Source organism: Paraburkholderia sp. OAS925 (assembly GCF_040543975.1).
In the GTDB taxonomy this organism is placed as follows: domain Bacteria; phylum Pseudomonadota; class Gammaproteobacteria; order Burkholderiales; family Burkholderiaceae; genus Paraburkholderia; species Paraburkholderia graminis.
On sequence record NZ_JBEUNO010000001.1, the window covers coordinates 3,528,339 to 3,543,368 of the forward strand.

Consider the following 15,030-nt stretch of genomic DNA (forward strand, 5'->3'; position numbering starts at 1 on the left):
AGAGTCATTATGCGAACACTTCGGTTGCGCGTCCGTCGGGCACGGATTGCAACGCATGCGGTACTTTGTCGGACGATCACGATGCCGATTCCGCGGATCGGGACTCGCGGCGCGCCACGACCGGCGCGTGCGAAAAGCGCGCGCGTGACCTTGTGGGACGAGGTCGCTCCGCCGCTACCGTTGCCGCTGCCGGCTCCGTCGGCGGCCGCGGCGCTTCGCTCAGGTAGAATCGATCCGATTACGTTCCCCCTTCCATTCGATGACGACGCTCACCCTGATCGTCGCTCGCGCCAATAACGGCGTGATCGGCCGCGACAACCAGTTGCCCTGGCGACTTCCCGAAGACCTCGCGTTTTTCAAGCGCACGACGATGGGCGCGCCCATCATCATGGGCCGCAAGACGCATGAGTCGATCGGCAGGCCGCTGCCGGGACGCCGCAACATCGTCGTGACACGCGACGCCACGCGGCGCTTCCAGGGCTGCGACGCCGCGACCACGCTCGGCGAAGCGCTGAAGCTCGCGGCGCAAGACCAGGCGCCGGAAGCGTTTCTGATCGGCGGCGCGCAGTTGTATGTGGAAGGGCTGCGTCTCGCGGACAAGCTGATCGTCACCGAGATCTCGGCCGATTTCCAGGGCGACGCGACGTTCCCCGCCGTCGACCCGGACGAGTGGGAAGAAGTCGCGCACGAAACGCATCGCGCGCACGCGCCGAACGATTTCGACTATGCGTTCGTGACGTATAAGCGCAAAAAACGCTGAGGCCGCGGCCTCATGAAGCACCGACTCGCGCCATGAAGCGAGCCATGAAGCGCGCCGTCAAAAGCGAAACGCCACGCAAGCCAGGCGTGGCGTTTTCGTCTGCGGCGCCCGTAGCGAGCGCCGCCGCAACAGTGAAACCGCTTACTGCCCCGCGATCGTCATCCGCTCGATCAGCACCGAGCCAGTCTGCTTGGTGCCTCGCGTGATGGTATCCGCGCCGATCGCGACGATATGGCGGAACATCTCCTGCAGCGTGCTCGCGACGGTGATCTCCTCGACCGGATACTGGATCTTGCCGTTCTCGACCCAGAAGCCCGACGCGCCGCGCGAATAGTCGCCCGTCACATAGTTCACGCCCTGCCCCATCAGTTCAGTCAGCAAAAGGCCGGTGCCGAGCTTGCGCAGCATCTCCTCGAAGTCGTCCTCGGGACGCGTGCTCGAACTCTGCAGCGACAGGTTGTGCGAGCCGCCGGCGTTGCCGGTGGTCTGCATGCCGAGCTTGCGCGCGGAGTAAGTGGACAGGAAATAGCCTTCGACGACGCCGTCTTTCACGACCGAGCGCTGCCGCGTGCGCACGCCTTCCTCGTCGAACGGCGCGCTGCCCATCGCGCGCGGCACATGCGGATCTTCGACGATCTGCACATGCGGGGCGAACACCGGTTTGCCGAGACTGTCGACGAGAAACGTCGTCTTGCGGTACAGCGCGCCGCCGCTCGTCGCCTGCACGAACGCGCCGAGCAGACCGGCGGCGAGCGGCGCCTCGAACAGCACCGGCACCTTGCGCGTATCCAGACCGCGCGCGCCGATGCGCGCGAGCGCCCGCTGCGCCGCGTAACGGCCAACCGCTTCCGGATCGGCAAGCTGTTCGGCGCTGCGCGTGGACGTGTACCAGTCGTCGCGCTGCATGTTGCGGCCGCTGCCGGCAATCGGCGCGCACGCAATGTAATGCCGCGAGTACGGATAGCCCGCAAGAAAGCCGCGCGACGTGGCGAGCACGAACTGCGAGTGCTGCGCCGACACGCTCGCGCCTTCCGAGTTCTTGATCTGCGGATCGGTCGCGAACGCGGCGTCTTCCGCGCGACGGGCGATTTCCACGGCTTCGTCGGCGGACAGATTCCACGGGTGATAGAGATCGAGATCGCGCGGCTCCGTTTCGAGCAGCTCGGCTTCGGCGAGGCCCGCGCAATCGTCTTCGGCCGTGAAGCGCGCGATGTTGTACGCCGCCGCGACCGTGTCCTTCAGCGCTTGCGACGAAAAATCGGAAGTGCTCGCGTTGCCGCGCTTGTTGCCGATGAACACCGTCACGCCGACCATCTTGTCGCGGTTGTGCTCGATCGTTTCGACTTCGCCGCGCCGCACGGAGACGGACAGGCCGTCGCCTTCGGAAATTTCGGTCGCCGCGTCGGTGCCGCCGAGCGACTTCGCGTGACGAAGGATGTCCGAGGCGATTTCCTTCAGTTCATCCTGGGTATGCGGAAAAAAGCGCTGCTTGACGTCCATGTCTGCTGCCATTGTCGTTGCCGTCCTTTTGGGGCCGAGCGGCCCGGGTGTTCGCCCATGCGTGTTCGCGTGCCGCGCGATTGCGTGCGCCGAATCTGCGCATGACGGGCGCATGAGCATCGTTGAAGCATCCCGCGATCATAGCAAGCTAAGCGCTCGCGCACCTGGCATTCGCAGCGCGGTTTTCCGCAGCGCGCGCGCCGCTCTATACGGCGCGGCGGCGGGCTTGCGGGGCCCGGCACGCTACAATATCGGCATGACACGCAAAACCCGCATTCAACCCATCGAATCCGCCGAGCCGGAAGTCGACGAGAACGGCTACGACCGTCCGAGCAAGTCCCAGTTGAAGCGCGAAATGCACGCGCTGCAGGAGCTGGGCGAGGCGCTGATCGCGCTGCCGAAAGACGCGCTCAAGCGCATGCCGATGCCCGAAAAGCTCGACGACGCCGTGCGCGAGGCGCGCCGCATCACCGACCACGAAGGCAAGCGCCGTCAGCTTCAGTACGTCGGCCGCGTAATGCGCTCGCTGCTCGACGACGAAACCGCCGCGCTGCGCACCGCGCTCGACACCTACAACGGCGTCAACAAGGCGGAAACGGCCAAGCTGCACTGGATCGAGCGCACTCGCGACAAGCTGCTCGCCGACGACGCCGCGCTGACCGAATTCATCCGCCAGCATCCGAACGCGGATCCGCAGCAAGGCCGCACGCTGATTCGCAATGCGCGCAAAGAGGCGCAGCAGAACAAGCCGCCGCGCTATTTCCGCGAGCTGTTCCAGTGGATCAAGAACGCGGACGGCCCCGCCGCCGCGACCGATGCCGCAGACGCAGACGCTGACGCCGAGGAAGACGACGATGACGACCGCGACGCCTGACTCGCCAGGCAATCACAAGCTCGTGCGCAATCATCCCGACGAGATCCTGATTGGCCTAGTGTCGATCAGCGACCGCGCGTCCACCGGCGTGTACGAGGACAAGGGCATCCCGGCGCTGCAGGAATGGCTCGGCGCGGCCTTGAGTTCGCCGTGGCAGGTCGTCACGCGCCTGATCCAGGACGACGCGCCGACCATCTCCGCCACGCTCGCGGAGCTCGTCGATGAAGTCGGCTGCGACCTCGTGCTGACCACCGGCGGCACCGGCCCGTCGCGGCGCGACGTGACGCCCGAGGCGACGCTTGCCGTCGCTACCAAGGAAATGCCGGGATTCGGCGAGCAGATGCGGCAGATCAGCCTGAATTTCGTGCCGACCGCGATCCTGTCGCGCCAGGTCGCGGTGATCCGCGAAACGGCGGACCACGCGGCGCTGATCGTCAATCTGCCGGGCCAGCCGAAGTCGATCAAGGAAACGCTGGAAGGCTTGCGCGATGCAGAAGGCGCGGTGAAGGTGCCGGGCATTTTCGCCGCGGTGCCGTACTGCATCGACCTGATCGGCGGGCCGTATGTCGAGACCAACGCCGAGGTCGTGAAAGCGTTCCGGCCGAAGAACGCGGTGCGCGCGCCGAGGCCGGCCTGACTTATTTCGCGCTCGCTCGCCGGTTATTCGGCGTTCATCGAGGCGTCGGGCGCCGGCGGAATGAGGAAGTGTTCGCGGTAGTACTTCAGTTCGTCGATCGACTCGTGGATGTCGGCCAGCGCCGTGTGCATCGCGCGCTTCTGGAAACCCTTGTAGATCGCGGGCTGCCAGCGGCGGCAGAGTTCCTTCAGCGTGCTCACGTCCAGATTGCGGTAGTGGAAGAACGTCTCGAGCTCGGGCATCCAGCGCGCCATGAAGCGGCGGTCCTGGCAGATCGAGTTGCCGCACATCGGCGATTTGCCGGGCGGCACGTACTGCGCGAGAAATGCGCGGATCTGTTCGGTGGCCTCGATTTCGCTGACGGTGGACGCCTTCACACGGTCGATCAACCCGGAACGACCATGCGTGTTCTGATTCCACTGGTCCATTTTGGCGAGCGTCTCGTCGCTCTGATGAATCGCGAGAACCGGACCTTCGGCCATTCTGTCCAGCGTCGAATTCGTGACCACCACGGCGATTTCGATGATGCGGTCGGAGTCCGGATCGAGCCCGGTCATTTCCATGTCCAGCCAGACGAGGTTCATGTCGCTGCGCACGAGCGGCACTGGTGCAGGGGATTGGAGGATGTCAGTCATGAAGGCAACCTTGACGGCCCGGCCGCGAGCTTGGTGAAAGCCCGGACGCCGCGGCGATCGTTCGTGTGAAATGGTTATGGATGGTTTAAGCCGGCCCCCGCTGCGACGCGGGAAGAAACATATAATTCTCGCATAGATACCACGGAATCCACGGATGCCTACCCTGTACTTCACCGTCCTGTTCGTCGTCGCCGTCGTGGCGATGGTCGGCACCAAGCTGTGGCTCGCGTCGCGGCAAATCCGCTTCGTCGCGCGCCATCGCGAGCAGGTGCCGAGCCAGTTTGCCGGCACCATCGCGCTCACCGCGCACCAGCGCGCCGCCGACTACACCGTCGAGCGCACGCGTCTCACGATGATCGAGATCGTCGTCGGCGCGGCGGTGCTGATCGGCCTCACGCTGCTCGGCGGCGTGCAGGCGCTCGATCTGGCGATCACCGACTGGCTCGGCCGCGGCTATGTCGGCCAGATTGCACTCGTCGCGGCAGTGATCGCGATCACCAGCGCGATCGATCTGCCATTCGACTACTACCGTCAGTTCGTGATCGAGCAACGCTTCGGCTTTAACCGGATGAGCAAGCGGATTTTCGTCGTCGACCGTTTGAAGGGCGTGCTGCTCGGCGCCGCGTTCGGCCTGCCGCTGCTCTTTGTCGTGCTGTGGCTGATGAACCAGGCGGGCAGCTTCTGGTGGCTGTGGACGTGGATCGTCTGGGTCGTCTTTCAGATGCTCGTGCTGGTGCTGTATCCGTCGTTTATCGCGCCGCTTTTCAACAAGTTCGAGCCGCTTAAGGACGAAGCGCTGAAAAGCCGCATCGAAGCGCTGATGAAGCGCTGCGGCTTCGCGGCCAAGGGCCTCTTCGTGATGGACGGCAGCCGCCGCTCGGCGCACGGCAATGCGTACTTCACGGGCTTCGGCGCGGCCAAGCGCATCGTGTTTTTCGACACGCTGCTCGCGCGCCTGTCGGGCAGCGAGATCGAGGCCGTGCTCGCGCACGAGCTCGGCCATTTCAAGCGTCGTCACGTGATCAAGCGGATGCTCGTCACGTTCGCGATCAGCCTCGCGATGCTCGCGCTGCTCGGCTGGCTCACGCAGCAGGTCTGGTTCTATGAAGGACTGGGCGTGAGGCCGTCGCTCATCGGCGGCAATAGCGGTCTTGCGCTCGTGCTGTTCTTCCTCGCGCTGCCGGTGTTCGTATTCTTCGTCACGCCGCTTGGCAGCCTGACTTCTCGCAAACACGAGTTCGAGGCCGACGCGTTCGCCGCCACGCAAACGGATGCGCAAGACCTCGTCAACGCGCTCGTCAAGCTGTACGAAGACAATGCGTCCACGTTGACGCCCGATCCGCTCTACACCGCGTTCTACTACTCGCATCCGCCGGCTTCGCAGCGGATCGACCGACTGTTGCGGCACGCATGAGCGGCCGCTCTCCGAAAGCGCCGCGCGCAACGTCCAGCACGCGCGTAGGCGGCCTCGTGGTGGCCGCGCATGGCCGCCACTATCTGGTCGCGCCCGAAGACGGCGGCGCGCTGCTGCAATGCTTCCCGCGCGGCAAGCGCAGCGAGGTCGCGGTTGGCGATCGCGTGATTTACGAGCCGACGTCCGCGGACCAGGGCGTGATCGTCGAAATCGGCGAGCGGCGCAATCTGCTGTATCGCTCGGATCAGTACAAGTCGAAGCTCTTCGCCGCGAACCTCGACCAGTTGCTGATCGTGCTCGCGACCGAACCGCACTTCAGCGAAGACCTGCTCGGGCGCGCGCTCGTCGCCGCCGAGGCCAACGAGCTCAAGCCGCTGATCGTGCTGAACAAGATCGACGTGACCGATTCGCTCGAAGGCGCCCGCAAACGGCTCGAGCCCTATCGTGCACTCGGCTATACGGTCCTGGAAGTGTCGATCAAGACGCAACCCGACGACGCCCGCGCGACGTTGATCGACCATTTGCACGGCCACTCGACGCTCTTGCTCGGCCAGTCGGGGATGGGCAAATCGACGCTCGTGAACCTGCTGATTCCAAACGCCGAAGTCGCCACGCGCGAGATTTCGACCGCGTTGAACAGCGGGCGCCATACGACGACGTTTACGCGGCTTTATCCGTTGCCCGGCGCGCTGCCGGGTGATGGAGGGAACGGCGGGAACGGTGCGCTGATCGACTCGCCTGGCTTCCAGGAATTCGGCCTGCATCATTTGACCGAGGGCCGGCTCGAGCGCGCGTTCCCGGAGTTCCGGCCTCTCTTGCCTAACTGCCGCTTCTACAACTGCCATCACTTGCACGAGCCCGGCTGCGCGATCCTCGAAGCGGTCGCGGACGGCCGCATCCGTCGCGAACGGCATGCGCTGTACGCGCAACTCGTGCATGAAGCCAGCCAGATCGTGCGCTGACATGAAGCTGATGCGCGCGCCGAATCTCATCATCGGACAGCATTGGATCAATGTGCTGGCCGCAGCCGGCATCGCGTGCGAGCTGCACAACCGCTATCTGAACGGCGCGCTCGGCGACATTCCCGCGGATCAGTGCGCGCCCGAGTTGTGGCTCGTGGACGATCGCGACGAGGCCGTGGCGCGACGTCTGATCGATGCGGCGTCGCGAGGTCCGGCCGCAGGTGCGCCCGGCTGGCAATGTCGGCAATGCGGCGAAAAGCTCGAAGCGCAGTTCACCGTGTGCTGGCAGTGCGGGACGGCGCGCGATCCTTTGGATGGGTGAACGGGTCTGGCGCGGGCTGCGAGGTCGAGGTCGTAAAAAAACGGGCGATTGCCCGTTTTTTTACGCACATCACGTGTGTTGCTTCAAGCCAGCCACACGGCGATGGTGAGCATCAGCAACAGAATCATCCACAGCACGACCGCGCGCCAGACGAGTCCGACCGCCGATTGCAACGTGCGCGGCGTGCAGTCGTCACCCACCTGCATCGGACCGCCGTCGCCAGTAGCGAGTGCATCAAGACTCGACGGCTCGGCAAGCGGCCCGCTCAGACGCGCGCCGAGGGCACCGCTACCCGCCGCGAGCAGCACGCCGTCGTTCGCATCCGGCCACTGCCGCGCGTGGTTGCGCCACGCGTAAATCGCATCTTCGAAATTGCCGACAATGGCAAAGCCGAGCGACGTGAGCCGCGCCGGAATCCAGTCGATCACGAAGAACGCGCGCTGCGCGAAGCTCGAAAACGCGACGGTACGATCGTCCACCGGCCGCGCCCACGTGCGCGACAGATACTCGGCGATCCGATACAGCACAGCGCCGGCCGGCCCAACGGGAATCAGAAACCAGAAGAACACGCCGAAAACATGGCGATGCGACGCGACCACCGCGTGAATCAGCGTATGACGCACGATCTCGCTGACCGGCATGTCGAGCGTGTCGAGGCCGGTCCATTCGTTGAGAATTTCGCGCGCGCGCGGCACGTCGTCGTTATTGAGCGCGAGATGGATGTCGGTAAAGTAATGGCTGAACTGGCGGAAGCCTAGCGTGAAGTACAGCACCGCGACATTCCACAGAAACGCCAGCACGAAGTGAATGTTGTACAGAACGTAGTAGACGAGCGCGACGGCCAGCGTCCACGGCACCACGACGACGAGCCATGCAAGCAGACCATGCTTGGGCTTGCCCGCATCGAATCCGTGCGCCGCCGACTCCGCATGGTATTGAAGCAGCGCGGATACCGGATTGTTCGGCGACAGTGCGCGCACCTGTTCAATGATCAGAGCCAGCAATACGGAAAAAAAAGTCATGCGATGCGCCGTGCTTTTCGAGTTTTACGATTGGTTCATAACGATAGCACAGGGTCGGATGCCACTGAGCGGGACGTTGCCAAACACCCAACGTCCGCACATAAGAACACCCGTCAAGCCGCCAGAAAGCGATAGAAATTGCGCAGCATCGCCGCTGTCGCACCCCAGATGAAGTAGTGACTACCCGTTCCGCCGACACCCTGTTCGGCTGCTTCGAGCGATGCGCCGCGCGGGTACGGCATCGCGAAGAAGCGGCGCTCGCCGCCTTCATAGCGGAAGACGCGTTCTTCGTGATGCGCCGGGTTCATCAGGAACGGGAGCGGCACTTCGAAGACCTCCGCGACCTCGAGCGCGTCCGCTTTCAACGCGAACGGCGGGTGCACCAGGCCGATTACAGGCGTGACGCGAAACCCGGTGCCCGTCAGATAGTCGGGCAACGCGCCGAGCACCTCGACCCGCGAAGGCGCGAGGCCCACTTCCTCTTGCGCTTCACGCAAGGCGGTCGCGGTGGCGTCGGCATCGAAAGGCTCCTGACGTCCGCCCGGAAAGCTGACTTGACCGGCATGGTCGTTGAGATGATCGGCACGCTGCGTCAGCAACACCGTGAGTCCATTCGCGCGAATCACGAGCGGCACCAGCACGGAGGCGACACGCGGATCGGCGTGAATGTCGCGCCACGGCGCCTCGATAATCGGCTCGGGTGTCCAGGAAAGATGCTGCTTGAAGCGCGCTCGAAGGCCATCGGGCGTAAGACGCTCCGCGGCGACTGGCGGCAAGTGGGCGCCCGTTGCCTCGATCGGCAGGGCTTCAGGTTCTAAGACGGGGCGGATCAACGGATCTCTCGAATGAGCGGATGGACGCGATGCCGCTATTTTGACCTGGCAAACAAAAAAGCACCCGCGAGGGGTGCTTTTTCTTACAGCAGTTACGCTTGCGAAGCAGCGCGGTCTTTCGAGACCAGCTTTTCCTTGATTCGAGCCGACTTGCCCGAACGCTCGCGCAGGTAGTACAGCTTTGCACGACGCACATCGCCACGACGCTTGACGACGATGCTAGCCAGCAGCGGCGAGTACGTCTGGAACGTACGCTCGACGCCTTCGCCCGACGAAATCTTGCGGACGATGAACGACGAATTCAGACCACGGTTACGCTTGGCGATCACGACGCCTTCGTAAGCCTGGACACGCTTACGCGTACCTTCAACCACGTTCACGCTGACAATCACCGTATCGCCGGGAGCGAATTCGGGAATGGTCTTCTCGCCGAGGGCGCGCGCGATTTCTTCCTGCTCGAGTTTTGCAATCAGATTCATCACTGACTCCTAAGTCCATCTTGTCGGCGTTCGTACCTGCCTTGCATCGATATGCGCGGCTACGGCCCCGATAGAGGATGGGTTCACATCAGGCGCCGAACACGCATGTGCGGCGCCGCCTGGTGTCCGCTCGAAAGGCCGGGGCTTTACGCCTTCGGCTCTTCCTTCGCGAGACTTGCAAGCCATGCCTCGTCGGCACGGCTCAACATCTTGTTCTTTCTGGCCTTAACGATCAAATCGGGCCGCTTGTGCCACGTATTGCGCAAAGCTTCCCGCCGACGCCACGCTTCGATCTCCGCATGATGGCCGCCGAGCAGCACATCGGGCACACGCACGCCGTGGTATTCCTCAGGCCGCGTGTAGTGCGGACAATCGAGCAGCACATCGACAAAACTGTCCTGTACCGCCGACTGCGAATCGTTGAGCACGCCGGGCAACTGGCGCACGACTGCATCCATCAACGCCATGGCGGGCAACTCGCCGCCCGACAGCACGAAGTCGCCGAGACTGATTTCTTCGTCGACAACCCGGTCGAGCAAACGCTGGTCGATCGCCTCGTAGCGGCCGCACAGCAGAATCAAACCAGGCTGGGAGGCGAACTTCATCACACGTTCGTGATTCAGCGTGGCGCCTTGCGGCGACATCATCACGACACGCGGGGCGCCGATGCCCTGCTCCGCCTGCGCAGCCTTCGCTGCACCGATCGCGTCTTCCAGCGGCTTGGCCAGCATGACCATGCCGGGGCCGCCGCCGTACGGGCGATCGTCGATTGTGCGGTAGTTGTCCGTGGTGAAATCACGCGGATTCCACGTACGCAACCCATAGCGCTGCTGCTTTGCTGCCCGGCTGGTAATGCCCCAGTCGGTCAGCGCGCGAAACATTTCGGGAAAGAGCGTGACGACATCGAACTGCATCGCTCTCTCCGTTGTAGCGAACTCGATTTGCTGAACTATCAATAATCGGCTTCCCAGTCGACGATGATCTGCTTCGCCGCCTGGTCCACCGTTTTGACAAACACGCCGACGAACGGGATCAAGCGCTCGGCCGTGCCCGGCTTGCCGGTTTTGTCGGCCGCTGCGTATTCGATGCGCAGCACCGAATGCGCACCGTTGTCGATCATGTCTGCAACCTTGCCCAGGTTGACGCCGGCAAGGTTCACCACGTCCAGGCCGAGCAGGTCGACCCAGTAGAATTCGTCGGCTTCAAGCGCCGGAAATTCGCTGCGGCTCACGTAGACGCGCGAGCCGCGCAGCGCCAGCGCCGCGTCGCGGTCAGCGACGCCGCCCAGAAGGGCTACGACACTGTCGCTATGCGTTTTGGCTTGCAGCGACGGCGCCGACTGGCGCTCGCGGCCTTTCATGAGCCACCAGCGCTTGGCGCTCAGCAAAGCGTCGCCGCCATGCCCGGCGTCCGCATGCGCGGCCACCTTGACCCAGCCTTTGAGGCCGTAAGCGTCGACGATTGCACCGACTTCGACCGCGTCCACCGGCCAGCTCTCCGCCGTTTCCGCGCGCATTGCTGCTGCCTCGGAACCGGTGTTTTCAACATTGGCTTTCGCCTTGCCGCCGGCCCGCTCGCCCGACTTGCGGACGAATGCACCGAACGGCGCCTGAGCAGGCGTCTTTGCGCGCGGGCTCGCCTCTTTAGCGGCCTGTGTAGCCGCTTCCGCTGCCTTTACGCGACCTGAACTGCCGGAATCACGCTCAGACATGACGGGACCTCAGATTGAGCCTTGCTGCGAACTTCGACGCCTGTTTCGGCAAAACATTTTGCGCATCGGACTGCTCACGCGAGTTGCGCGAGCCGCCGGCCAAACCGACGACGATACGCATGCGAGCTACCATTAAGCAGCCGGCTGCGCCTTTTGCGCTTCTTTCACGAGACGCTCGACGGTCGGCGACAGTTGTGCGCCAACGCCTTGCCAATACGTCAGGCGATCTTGAGCGATACGCAGCGATTCGCCCTTCGTAGCGACCGGGTTGTAGAAGCCAACGCGCTCGATGAAGCGGCCGTCACGACGGTTACGCGAGTCGGTTGCGACGATGTTGTAGAACGGGCGCTTCTTGGAGCCGCCACGAGCCAAGCGGATGATGACCATACTAGAATCCTTGAAAACCGGGGTTCGGAACGACTGAAACACGCGATTATAGCGGGAAACCGACGCCATAACAAACACTTACCCGGATAAACTGAGCAATCGGGGTGCGCCGCCCCGACAGCGCGGGCGCGCAAGCTGGCGCAAACACATGGAGGACCTGACGGAATGCCTGTGAAATCTCTGCTGCAAACCGCGCTGTTTCGCATCCTTTCCGCCCGCCGGCCTGCATCCGTTTGCCGTCCGCGCGGTTTTCGTGGTTTCCGCGGTTTTGGCAGCGCGGTGGGCGCGTTGCTGGCCGTCGTCGCGTGCAGCGCCCTGGCCGCGCCGCCTGTGGAGCGCATCAAACTGCCGCCGGGCTTTCATATCGAAGTCTTGTCGGACGCAGTACCGAGCGCACGCGCGATGGCTTTGTCGCCAAAGGGCATTCTCTATATAGGCAGCCTCGACGGCCACGTCTATGCGCTCGAACTGCAAGGTGCGCGAGTCGCCGCCCGACATATCGTGGCCACGGGTCTCGAGGCCCCCGTCGGCGTCGCCTGGCACGACGGCGCGTTGTACGTTTCGGCGGTGTCGCGAATTTTACGCTTCGATTTGATCGACACGCGCCTGAGCGCGCCGCCGCAGCCGGCGGTCGTTACGGACAAATTGCCCGCCGAGACTCATCACGGGGCGAAATTCATTGCTTTCGGCCCGGACGGCAAGCTTTACGTCCCGCAAGGCGCACCCTGCAACGTCTGCCTGAAAGATCGCGACCGCTACGCGATGATCGGCCGCATGGACCCCGACGGCAGCCATTACGAGGTGGTCGCGCGCGGCATACGCGACTCCGTCGGCTTCACATGGCATCCGGCGACGCACGAACTCTGGTTCACCGACAACGGCCGCGATCTGCTAGGCGACGACGTACCCGACGACGAACTCAACCGCGCCCCGCGCGCCGGTCTCGATTTCGGCTTTCCGTACTGTCACGCCGACGCGGTAGCCGACCCGCAATTCGGCGCGGGCCATCCGTGCAGCGCATTCACGCCACCGGTCGTCAAATTGGGCGCGCATGTCGCCGCGCTCGGCATGCGCTTTTATAGCGGCTCGATGTTCCCGGCCGACTACCGCCACAACATTTTCATTGCCGAGCACGGTTCCTGGAACCGCAGTAAGAAGTCCGGCTACCGCGTAGTAAGAGTCGTGACGGAGCCGGACGGCAGCCACGTGCGGCAGGAGGTTTTCGCCGAGGGATGGCTTCAGCCGGGAGAAACCGTGTGGGGCCGCCCCGCCGACGTGTTGCCGCTGCCAGACGGGTCGCTGCTGATCAGCGACGACTACGCCGGCGCCATTTACCGCGTCACGTACTCGGTGCCTTGAGCGGCTACCCTGGCGCCGGGCGGCTCGGGGCTTGTGGTCGCGGTCCGGGACGTCACGCGGACGGATGTGCCCGGGGCAGGCTAAGACGTATAGGCCTAGGCGTGCCACTGCCGGTGTGAAGCCGGCGATGCCGCAACGGTGGTCGCTGCCGCTGCCGACGCCAATGCTGAAGCCCTCGGCGATGCCGCACCTGCAACCGCCGCCGACGAACACGGCAACGCCCCCGCCTTGCCTGCGCGCCCGCCGCCTGAGGCTCTACGCCACGTGACCGGTCGCCCGCCGGCGGCGTAGAATGCGCGACGGTTCGCGGCCAACAATACGGCCAACAACGCGGCCAACAATTCACCGCTCATTTGCACCACAGCTTTCGACCATCAGTCCGCGCTGCCGTCTTTGCCCGTCAGTTCGCGCTGCCCATCACGCTACCCACGCCCACATGTCCACGTCTGCTTCGACCTCGACTTACTTCCGATCCAAAACGATTACCGCCGCGCTGGCGTTTTTCCTGGGCAGCCTCGGCGCGCATCGCTTTTATCTGTGCGGTCCGCGCGACGTCTACGGCTGGGCCCACGTGCTTGGCACCGTAATCGGCATTCCCGGCGCGATGTTGCTGGTAGCGAGCGAACGCTCTTCGATACTCGGCTGGGTGCTCGCATTCCCCGGCGCCGTTTCGCTTCTGGCCGCGTTTCTCGCCGCGATCGTCTATGGTCTGCGCCCGGACGAAAAGTGGGACCGGCAATTCAATGCGCACACGCAGCGACAAAGCCGCTCGGGGTGGACCGTGATCTTCGTGGTGATCTTTTCGCTGCTGATCGGCGCGTTTCTGTTGATGACCGGTCTCGCCATTTCCTTCCAGACCTACTTCGAAGGCCAAGTCCAGGCGGCGAAGGCGCTGTCGCAATAGCAGAAGGACCACGCGCACTACACGCACCGTCCACTAAAAAAGATCAAGCTGCGGATTGTCGCCAGTCGCCGCCTGGCTCCGCGGCACCTCATGACGCTTGAAGTGCGACATATCCAGAATGCCGCGGTCGCGCTGATTCAGCCCTAGACGGCGCACCGCCTTGTGGAATCGCTGCTTGAGCAGATCGGCCCACAAGCCTTCCCCCTTCATTCGGGTGGAGAAAGACGAGTCGTAGTCCTTGCCGCCCCGCATATCGCGCACACGCGCCATGACCCGTTCGGCGCGATCGGGGAAATGCGCGGCGAGCCAGTCTTTGAACAGCGGCGCAACTTCCCACGGCAGGCGCAGCACGATATAGCTCGCGTTGCTGGCGCCGGCTTCCGCGCACGCTTCGAGCACGCGCTCCATGTCCGGCTCCGTGACAAACGGAATCACTGGCGCAATGCTCACCCCGACCGGAATGCCCGCTTCGCTCAGCGTGCGGATCGTGCGCAAACGCCGCGACGGCGTAGCCGCGCGCGGTTCGAGCGTGCGCGCAATGTCGGCGTCGAGCGTCGTGATGGTAATGGCCGCCATGAATTGGCCGCGAGCCGCCATGGGCGCAAGCAGATCCAGGTCACGCTCGATCAGCGACGACTTCGTAATAGCCGCAAATGGATGATTACGCTCGCTCAGAATCTCGACGACGCGCCGTGTGAGCCGCCACTCGCGTTCTGCAGGCTGCCACGCGTCGGTATTGACGCCAAGCGCAATGGGCTCCGGCTCATAGGACTTTTTCGACAGCTCGCGCTCAAGCAGCTCGGGCGCGTTCACCTTCGCATAAATGCGGCTTTCGAAGTCGAGCCCCGGCGAGAGGCCGAGATAACTATGCGTGGGCCGCGCAAAACAATAAATACAGCCGTGCTCGCAACCGCGGTATGGATTCAGCGACACGCTAAACGGAATGTCCGGCGACGCGTTACGCGTGAGAATGCTTTTCGCCCTTTCCTCGAACACCTGGGTGCGCAGCGCCTTCGGCGCTTCACCTTCTTCCGGCGTGGCTAACCAACCGTCGTCCACCGCTTCCCGCTGGTCGACTTCGTACCGGCCTTGCACGTTCGTGACCGCACCGCGCCCCTTGCGGGGCACCGGCGGCGCGATTGGAAACTCGGCAGCGGAAGGGAAATCGGGCTCGGTCACGGCTGGCTGGACAAGTGAACAGGGCAAACAAAACGGCGCAGAACACCTGTAT

At 63.9% G+C, this 15,030-nt stretch carries 17 protein-coding genes; 8 read left to right on the forward strand and 9 right to left on the reverse strand.

Going from position 1 to position 15,030, the window contains the following annotated elements; genetic code table 11:
• The first annotated feature begins 259 nt into the window (after positions 1 to 259).
• A complete protein-coding gene (locus tag ABIE53_RS15345) occupies positions 260 to 760 on the forward strand; it encodes a dihydrofolate reductase (RefSeq protein WP_114156352.1) in 501 nt (166 codons plus the stop codon).
• A gap of 141 nt (positions 761 to 901) precedes the next feature.
• Here ABIE53_RS15345 and pmbA read toward each other — a convergent pair whose 3' ends face one another.
• Positions 902 to 2,272, reverse strand: a complete 1,371-nt coding sequence (gene pmbA, locus ABIE53_RS15350) for a metalloprotease PmbA (protein ID WP_053858577.1) — start codon at positions 2,270 to 2,272, stop codon at positions 902 to 904.
• A gap of 244 nt (positions 2,273 to 2,516) precedes the next feature.
• Between pmbA and yjgA the strand changes: the two genes are divergently transcribed.
• Complete coding sequence (gene yjgA / locus ABIE53_RS15355) at positions 2,517 to 3,134, forward strand: ribosome biogenesis factor YjgA (RefSeq protein WP_114156731.1); 618 nt, start codon at positions 2,517 to 2,519, stop codon at positions 3,132 to 3,134.
• Positions 3,115 to 3,771 (forward strand): molybdopterin adenylyltransferase, encoded by a 657-nt coding sequence (gene mog / locus ABIE53_RS15360; protein WP_051153924.1) that lies wholly within the window; start codon positions 3,115 to 3,117, stop codon positions 3,769 to 3,771. Before yjgA ends, mog begins: the two co-directional genes overlap by 20 nt.
• 23 nt (positions 3,772 to 3,794) lie before the next feature.
• Here the strand turns inward: mog and orn are convergent, their stop codons facing one another.
• Complete coding sequence (gene orn, locus ABIE53_RS15365; RefSeq protein ID WP_029967855.1) at positions 3,795 to 4,406, reverse strand: oligoribonuclease; 612 nt, start codon at positions 4,404 to 4,406, stop codon at positions 3,795 to 3,797.
• Positions 4,407 to 4,560: 154 nt separating this feature from the next.
• Here orn and ABIE53_RS15370 point away from each other — a divergent pair, with 154 nt between their 5' ends.
• The 3 genes from ABIE53_RS15370 to ABIE53_RS15380 are packed head-to-tail and all read left to right on the forward strand — an operon-like array spanning position 4,561 to position 7,104.
• Positions 4,561 to 5,820, forward strand: coding sequence for a M48 family metallopeptidase (locus tag ABIE53_RS15370; RefSeq protein WP_006052835.1), 1,260 nt, complete (start codon positions 4,561 to 4,563; stop codon positions 5,818 to 5,820).
• The gene (gene rsgA, locus ABIE53_RS15375; protein ID WP_029967858.1) at positions 5,817 to 6,782 is read left to right on the forward strand and encodes a ribosome small subunit-dependent GTPase A; all 966 of its coding nucleotides are present in this window, start codon (positions 5,817 to 5,819) and stop codon (positions 6,780 to 6,782) included. Before ABIE53_RS15370 ends, rsgA begins: the two co-directional genes overlap by 4 nt.
• Position 6,783: 1 nt before the next feature.
• Complete coding sequence (locus tag ABIE53_RS15380; protein ID WP_006052833.1) at positions 6,784 to 7,104, forward strand: putative signal transducing protein; 321 nt, start codon at positions 6,784 to 6,786, stop codon at positions 7,102 to 7,104.
• Between the two features lie 83 nt (positions 7,105 to 7,187).
• On the opposite strand, the gene ABIE53_RS15385 is transcribed toward ABIE53_RS15380, so the two are convergent.
• From ABIE53_RS15385 to rpsP, 6 genes are all read right to left on the reverse strand, one after another.
• Positions 7,188 to 8,126, reverse strand: coding sequence for a CobD/CbiB family protein (locus ABIE53_RS15385; RefSeq protein WP_006052832.1), 939 nt, complete (start codon positions 8,124 to 8,126; stop codon positions 7,188 to 7,190).
• Between the two features lie 113 nt (positions 8,127 to 8,239).
• Positions 8,240 to 8,959: an NUDIX hydrolase gene (locus ABIE53_RS15390; RefSeq protein ID WP_192698782.1), complete on the reverse strand. Its 720-nt coding sequence runs from the start codon at positions 8,957 to 8,959 to the stop codon at positions 8,240 to 8,242.
• A 92-nt stretch (positions 8,960 to 9,051) separates the two neighbouring features.
• Entirely contained in the window at positions 9,052 to 9,438 is a 387-nt protein-coding gene (rplS, locus tag ABIE53_RS15395; RefSeq protein ID WP_029967865.1) for a 50S ribosomal protein L19, read from the reverse strand.
• A 146-nt stretch (positions 9,439 to 9,584) separates the two neighbouring features.
• Positions 9,585 to 10,352 carry a tRNA (guanosine(37)-N1)-methyltransferase TrmD gene (gene trmD / locus ABIE53_RS15400; RefSeq protein WP_006050282.1) on the reverse strand — a complete coding sequence of 256 codons (768 nt, stop codon included), beginning with the start codon at positions 10,350 to 10,352 and terminating at the stop codon, positions 9,585 to 9,587.
• Between the two features lie 38 nt (positions 10,353 to 10,390).
• The gene (gene rimM, locus ABIE53_RS15405) at positions 10,391 to 11,149 is read right to left on the reverse strand and encodes a ribosome maturation factor RimM (RefSeq protein WP_192698781.1); all 759 of its coding nucleotides are present in this window, start codon (positions 11,147 to 11,149) and stop codon (positions 10,391 to 10,393) included.
• Between the two features lie 132 nt (positions 11,150 to 11,281).
• Positions 11,282 to 11,536: a 30S ribosomal protein S16 gene (gene rpsP / locus ABIE53_RS15410; RefSeq protein WP_006050280.1), complete on the reverse strand. Its 255-nt coding sequence runs from the start codon at positions 11,534 to 11,536 to the stop codon at positions 11,282 to 11,284.
• A 171-nt stretch (positions 11,537 to 11,707) separates the two neighbouring features.
• Here rpsP and ABIE53_RS15415 point away from each other — a divergent pair, with 171 nt between their 5' ends.
• Together ABIE53_RS15415 and ABIE53_RS15420 are read left to right on the forward strand one after the other, a co-directional pair.
• On the forward strand, positions 11,708 to 12,895 hold the full coding sequence (locus ABIE53_RS15415; protein ID WP_374710190.1) for a PQQ-dependent sugar dehydrogenase: 1,188 nt from the start codon (positions 11,708 to 11,710) through the stop codon (positions 12,893 to 12,895).
• A 436-nt stretch (positions 12,896 to 13,331) separates the two neighbouring features.
• Entirely contained in the window at positions 13,332 to 13,799 is a 468-nt protein-coding gene (locus tag ABIE53_RS15420; protein ID WP_029967875.1) for an NINE protein, read from the forward strand.
• A gap of 33 nt (positions 13,800 to 13,832) precedes the next feature.
• On the opposite strand, the gene ABIE53_RS15425 is transcribed toward ABIE53_RS15420, so the two are convergent.
• Positions 13,833 to 14,978, reverse strand: coding sequence for a PA0069 family radical SAM protein (locus tag ABIE53_RS15425; protein ID WP_029967878.1), 1,146 nt, complete (start codon positions 14,976 to 14,978; stop codon positions 13,833 to 13,835).
• Positions 14,979 to 15,030: the final 52 nt, after the last annotated feature.

Excerpts from the sequence above, each read along its gene's own strand:
- pmbA (WP_053858577.1), bottom strand. The coding sequence starts at position 2,272 with ATGGCAGCAGACATGGACGTCAAGCAGCGCTTTTTTCCGCATACCCAG.
- ABIE53_RS15370 (WP_006052835.1), top strand. The coding sequence starts at position 4,561 with ATGCCTACCCTGTACTTCACCGTCCTGTTCGTCGTCGCCGTCGTGGCG.
- yjgA (WP_114156731.1), top strand. The coding sequence starts at position 2,517 with ATGACACGCAAAACCCGCATTCAACCCATCGAATCCGCCGAGCCGGAA.
- orn (WP_029967855.1), bottom strand. The coding sequence starts at position 4,406 with ATGACTGACATCCTCCAATCCCCTGCACCAGTGCCGCTCGTGCGCAGC.
- ABIE53_RS15380 (WP_006052833.1), top strand. The coding sequence starts at position 6,784 with ATGAAGCTGATGCGCGCGCCGAATCTCATCATCGGACAGCATTGGATC.
- rimM (WP_192698781.1), bottom strand. The coding sequence starts at position 11,149 with ATGTCTGAGCGTGATTCCGGCAGTTCAGGTCGCGTAAAGGCAGCGGAA.
- ABIE53_RS15420 (WP_029967875.1), top strand. The coding sequence starts at position 13,332 with ATGTCCACGTCTGCTTCGACCTCGACTTACTTCCGATCCAAAACGATT.
- rpsP (WP_006050280.1), bottom strand. The coding sequence starts at position 11,536 with ATGGTCATCATCCGCTTGGCTCGTGGCGGCTCCAAGAAGCGCCCGTTC.
- ABIE53_RS15385 (WP_006052832.1), bottom strand. The coding sequence starts at position 8,126 with ATGACTTTTTTTTCCGTATTGCTGGCTCTGATCATTGAACAGGTGCGC.
- rplS (WP_029967865.1), bottom strand. The coding sequence starts at position 9,438 with ATGAATCTGATTGCAAAACTCGAGCAGGAAGAAATCGCGCGCGCCCTC.
- mog (WP_051153924.1), top strand. The coding sequence starts at position 3,115 with ATGACGACCGCGACGCCTGACTCGCCAGGCAATCACAAGCTCGTGCGC.
- ABIE53_RS15345 (WP_114156352.1), top strand. The coding sequence starts at position 260 with ATGACGACGCTCACCCTGATCGTCGCTCGCGCCAATAACGGCGTGATC.
- rsgA (WP_029967858.1), top strand. The coding sequence starts at position 5,817 with ATGAGCGGCCGCTCTCCGAAAGCGCCGCGCGCAACGTCCAGCACGCGC.
- trmD (WP_006050282.1), bottom strand. The coding sequence starts at position 10,352 with ATGCAGTTCGATGTCGTCACGCTCTTTCCCGAAATGTTTCGCGCGCTG.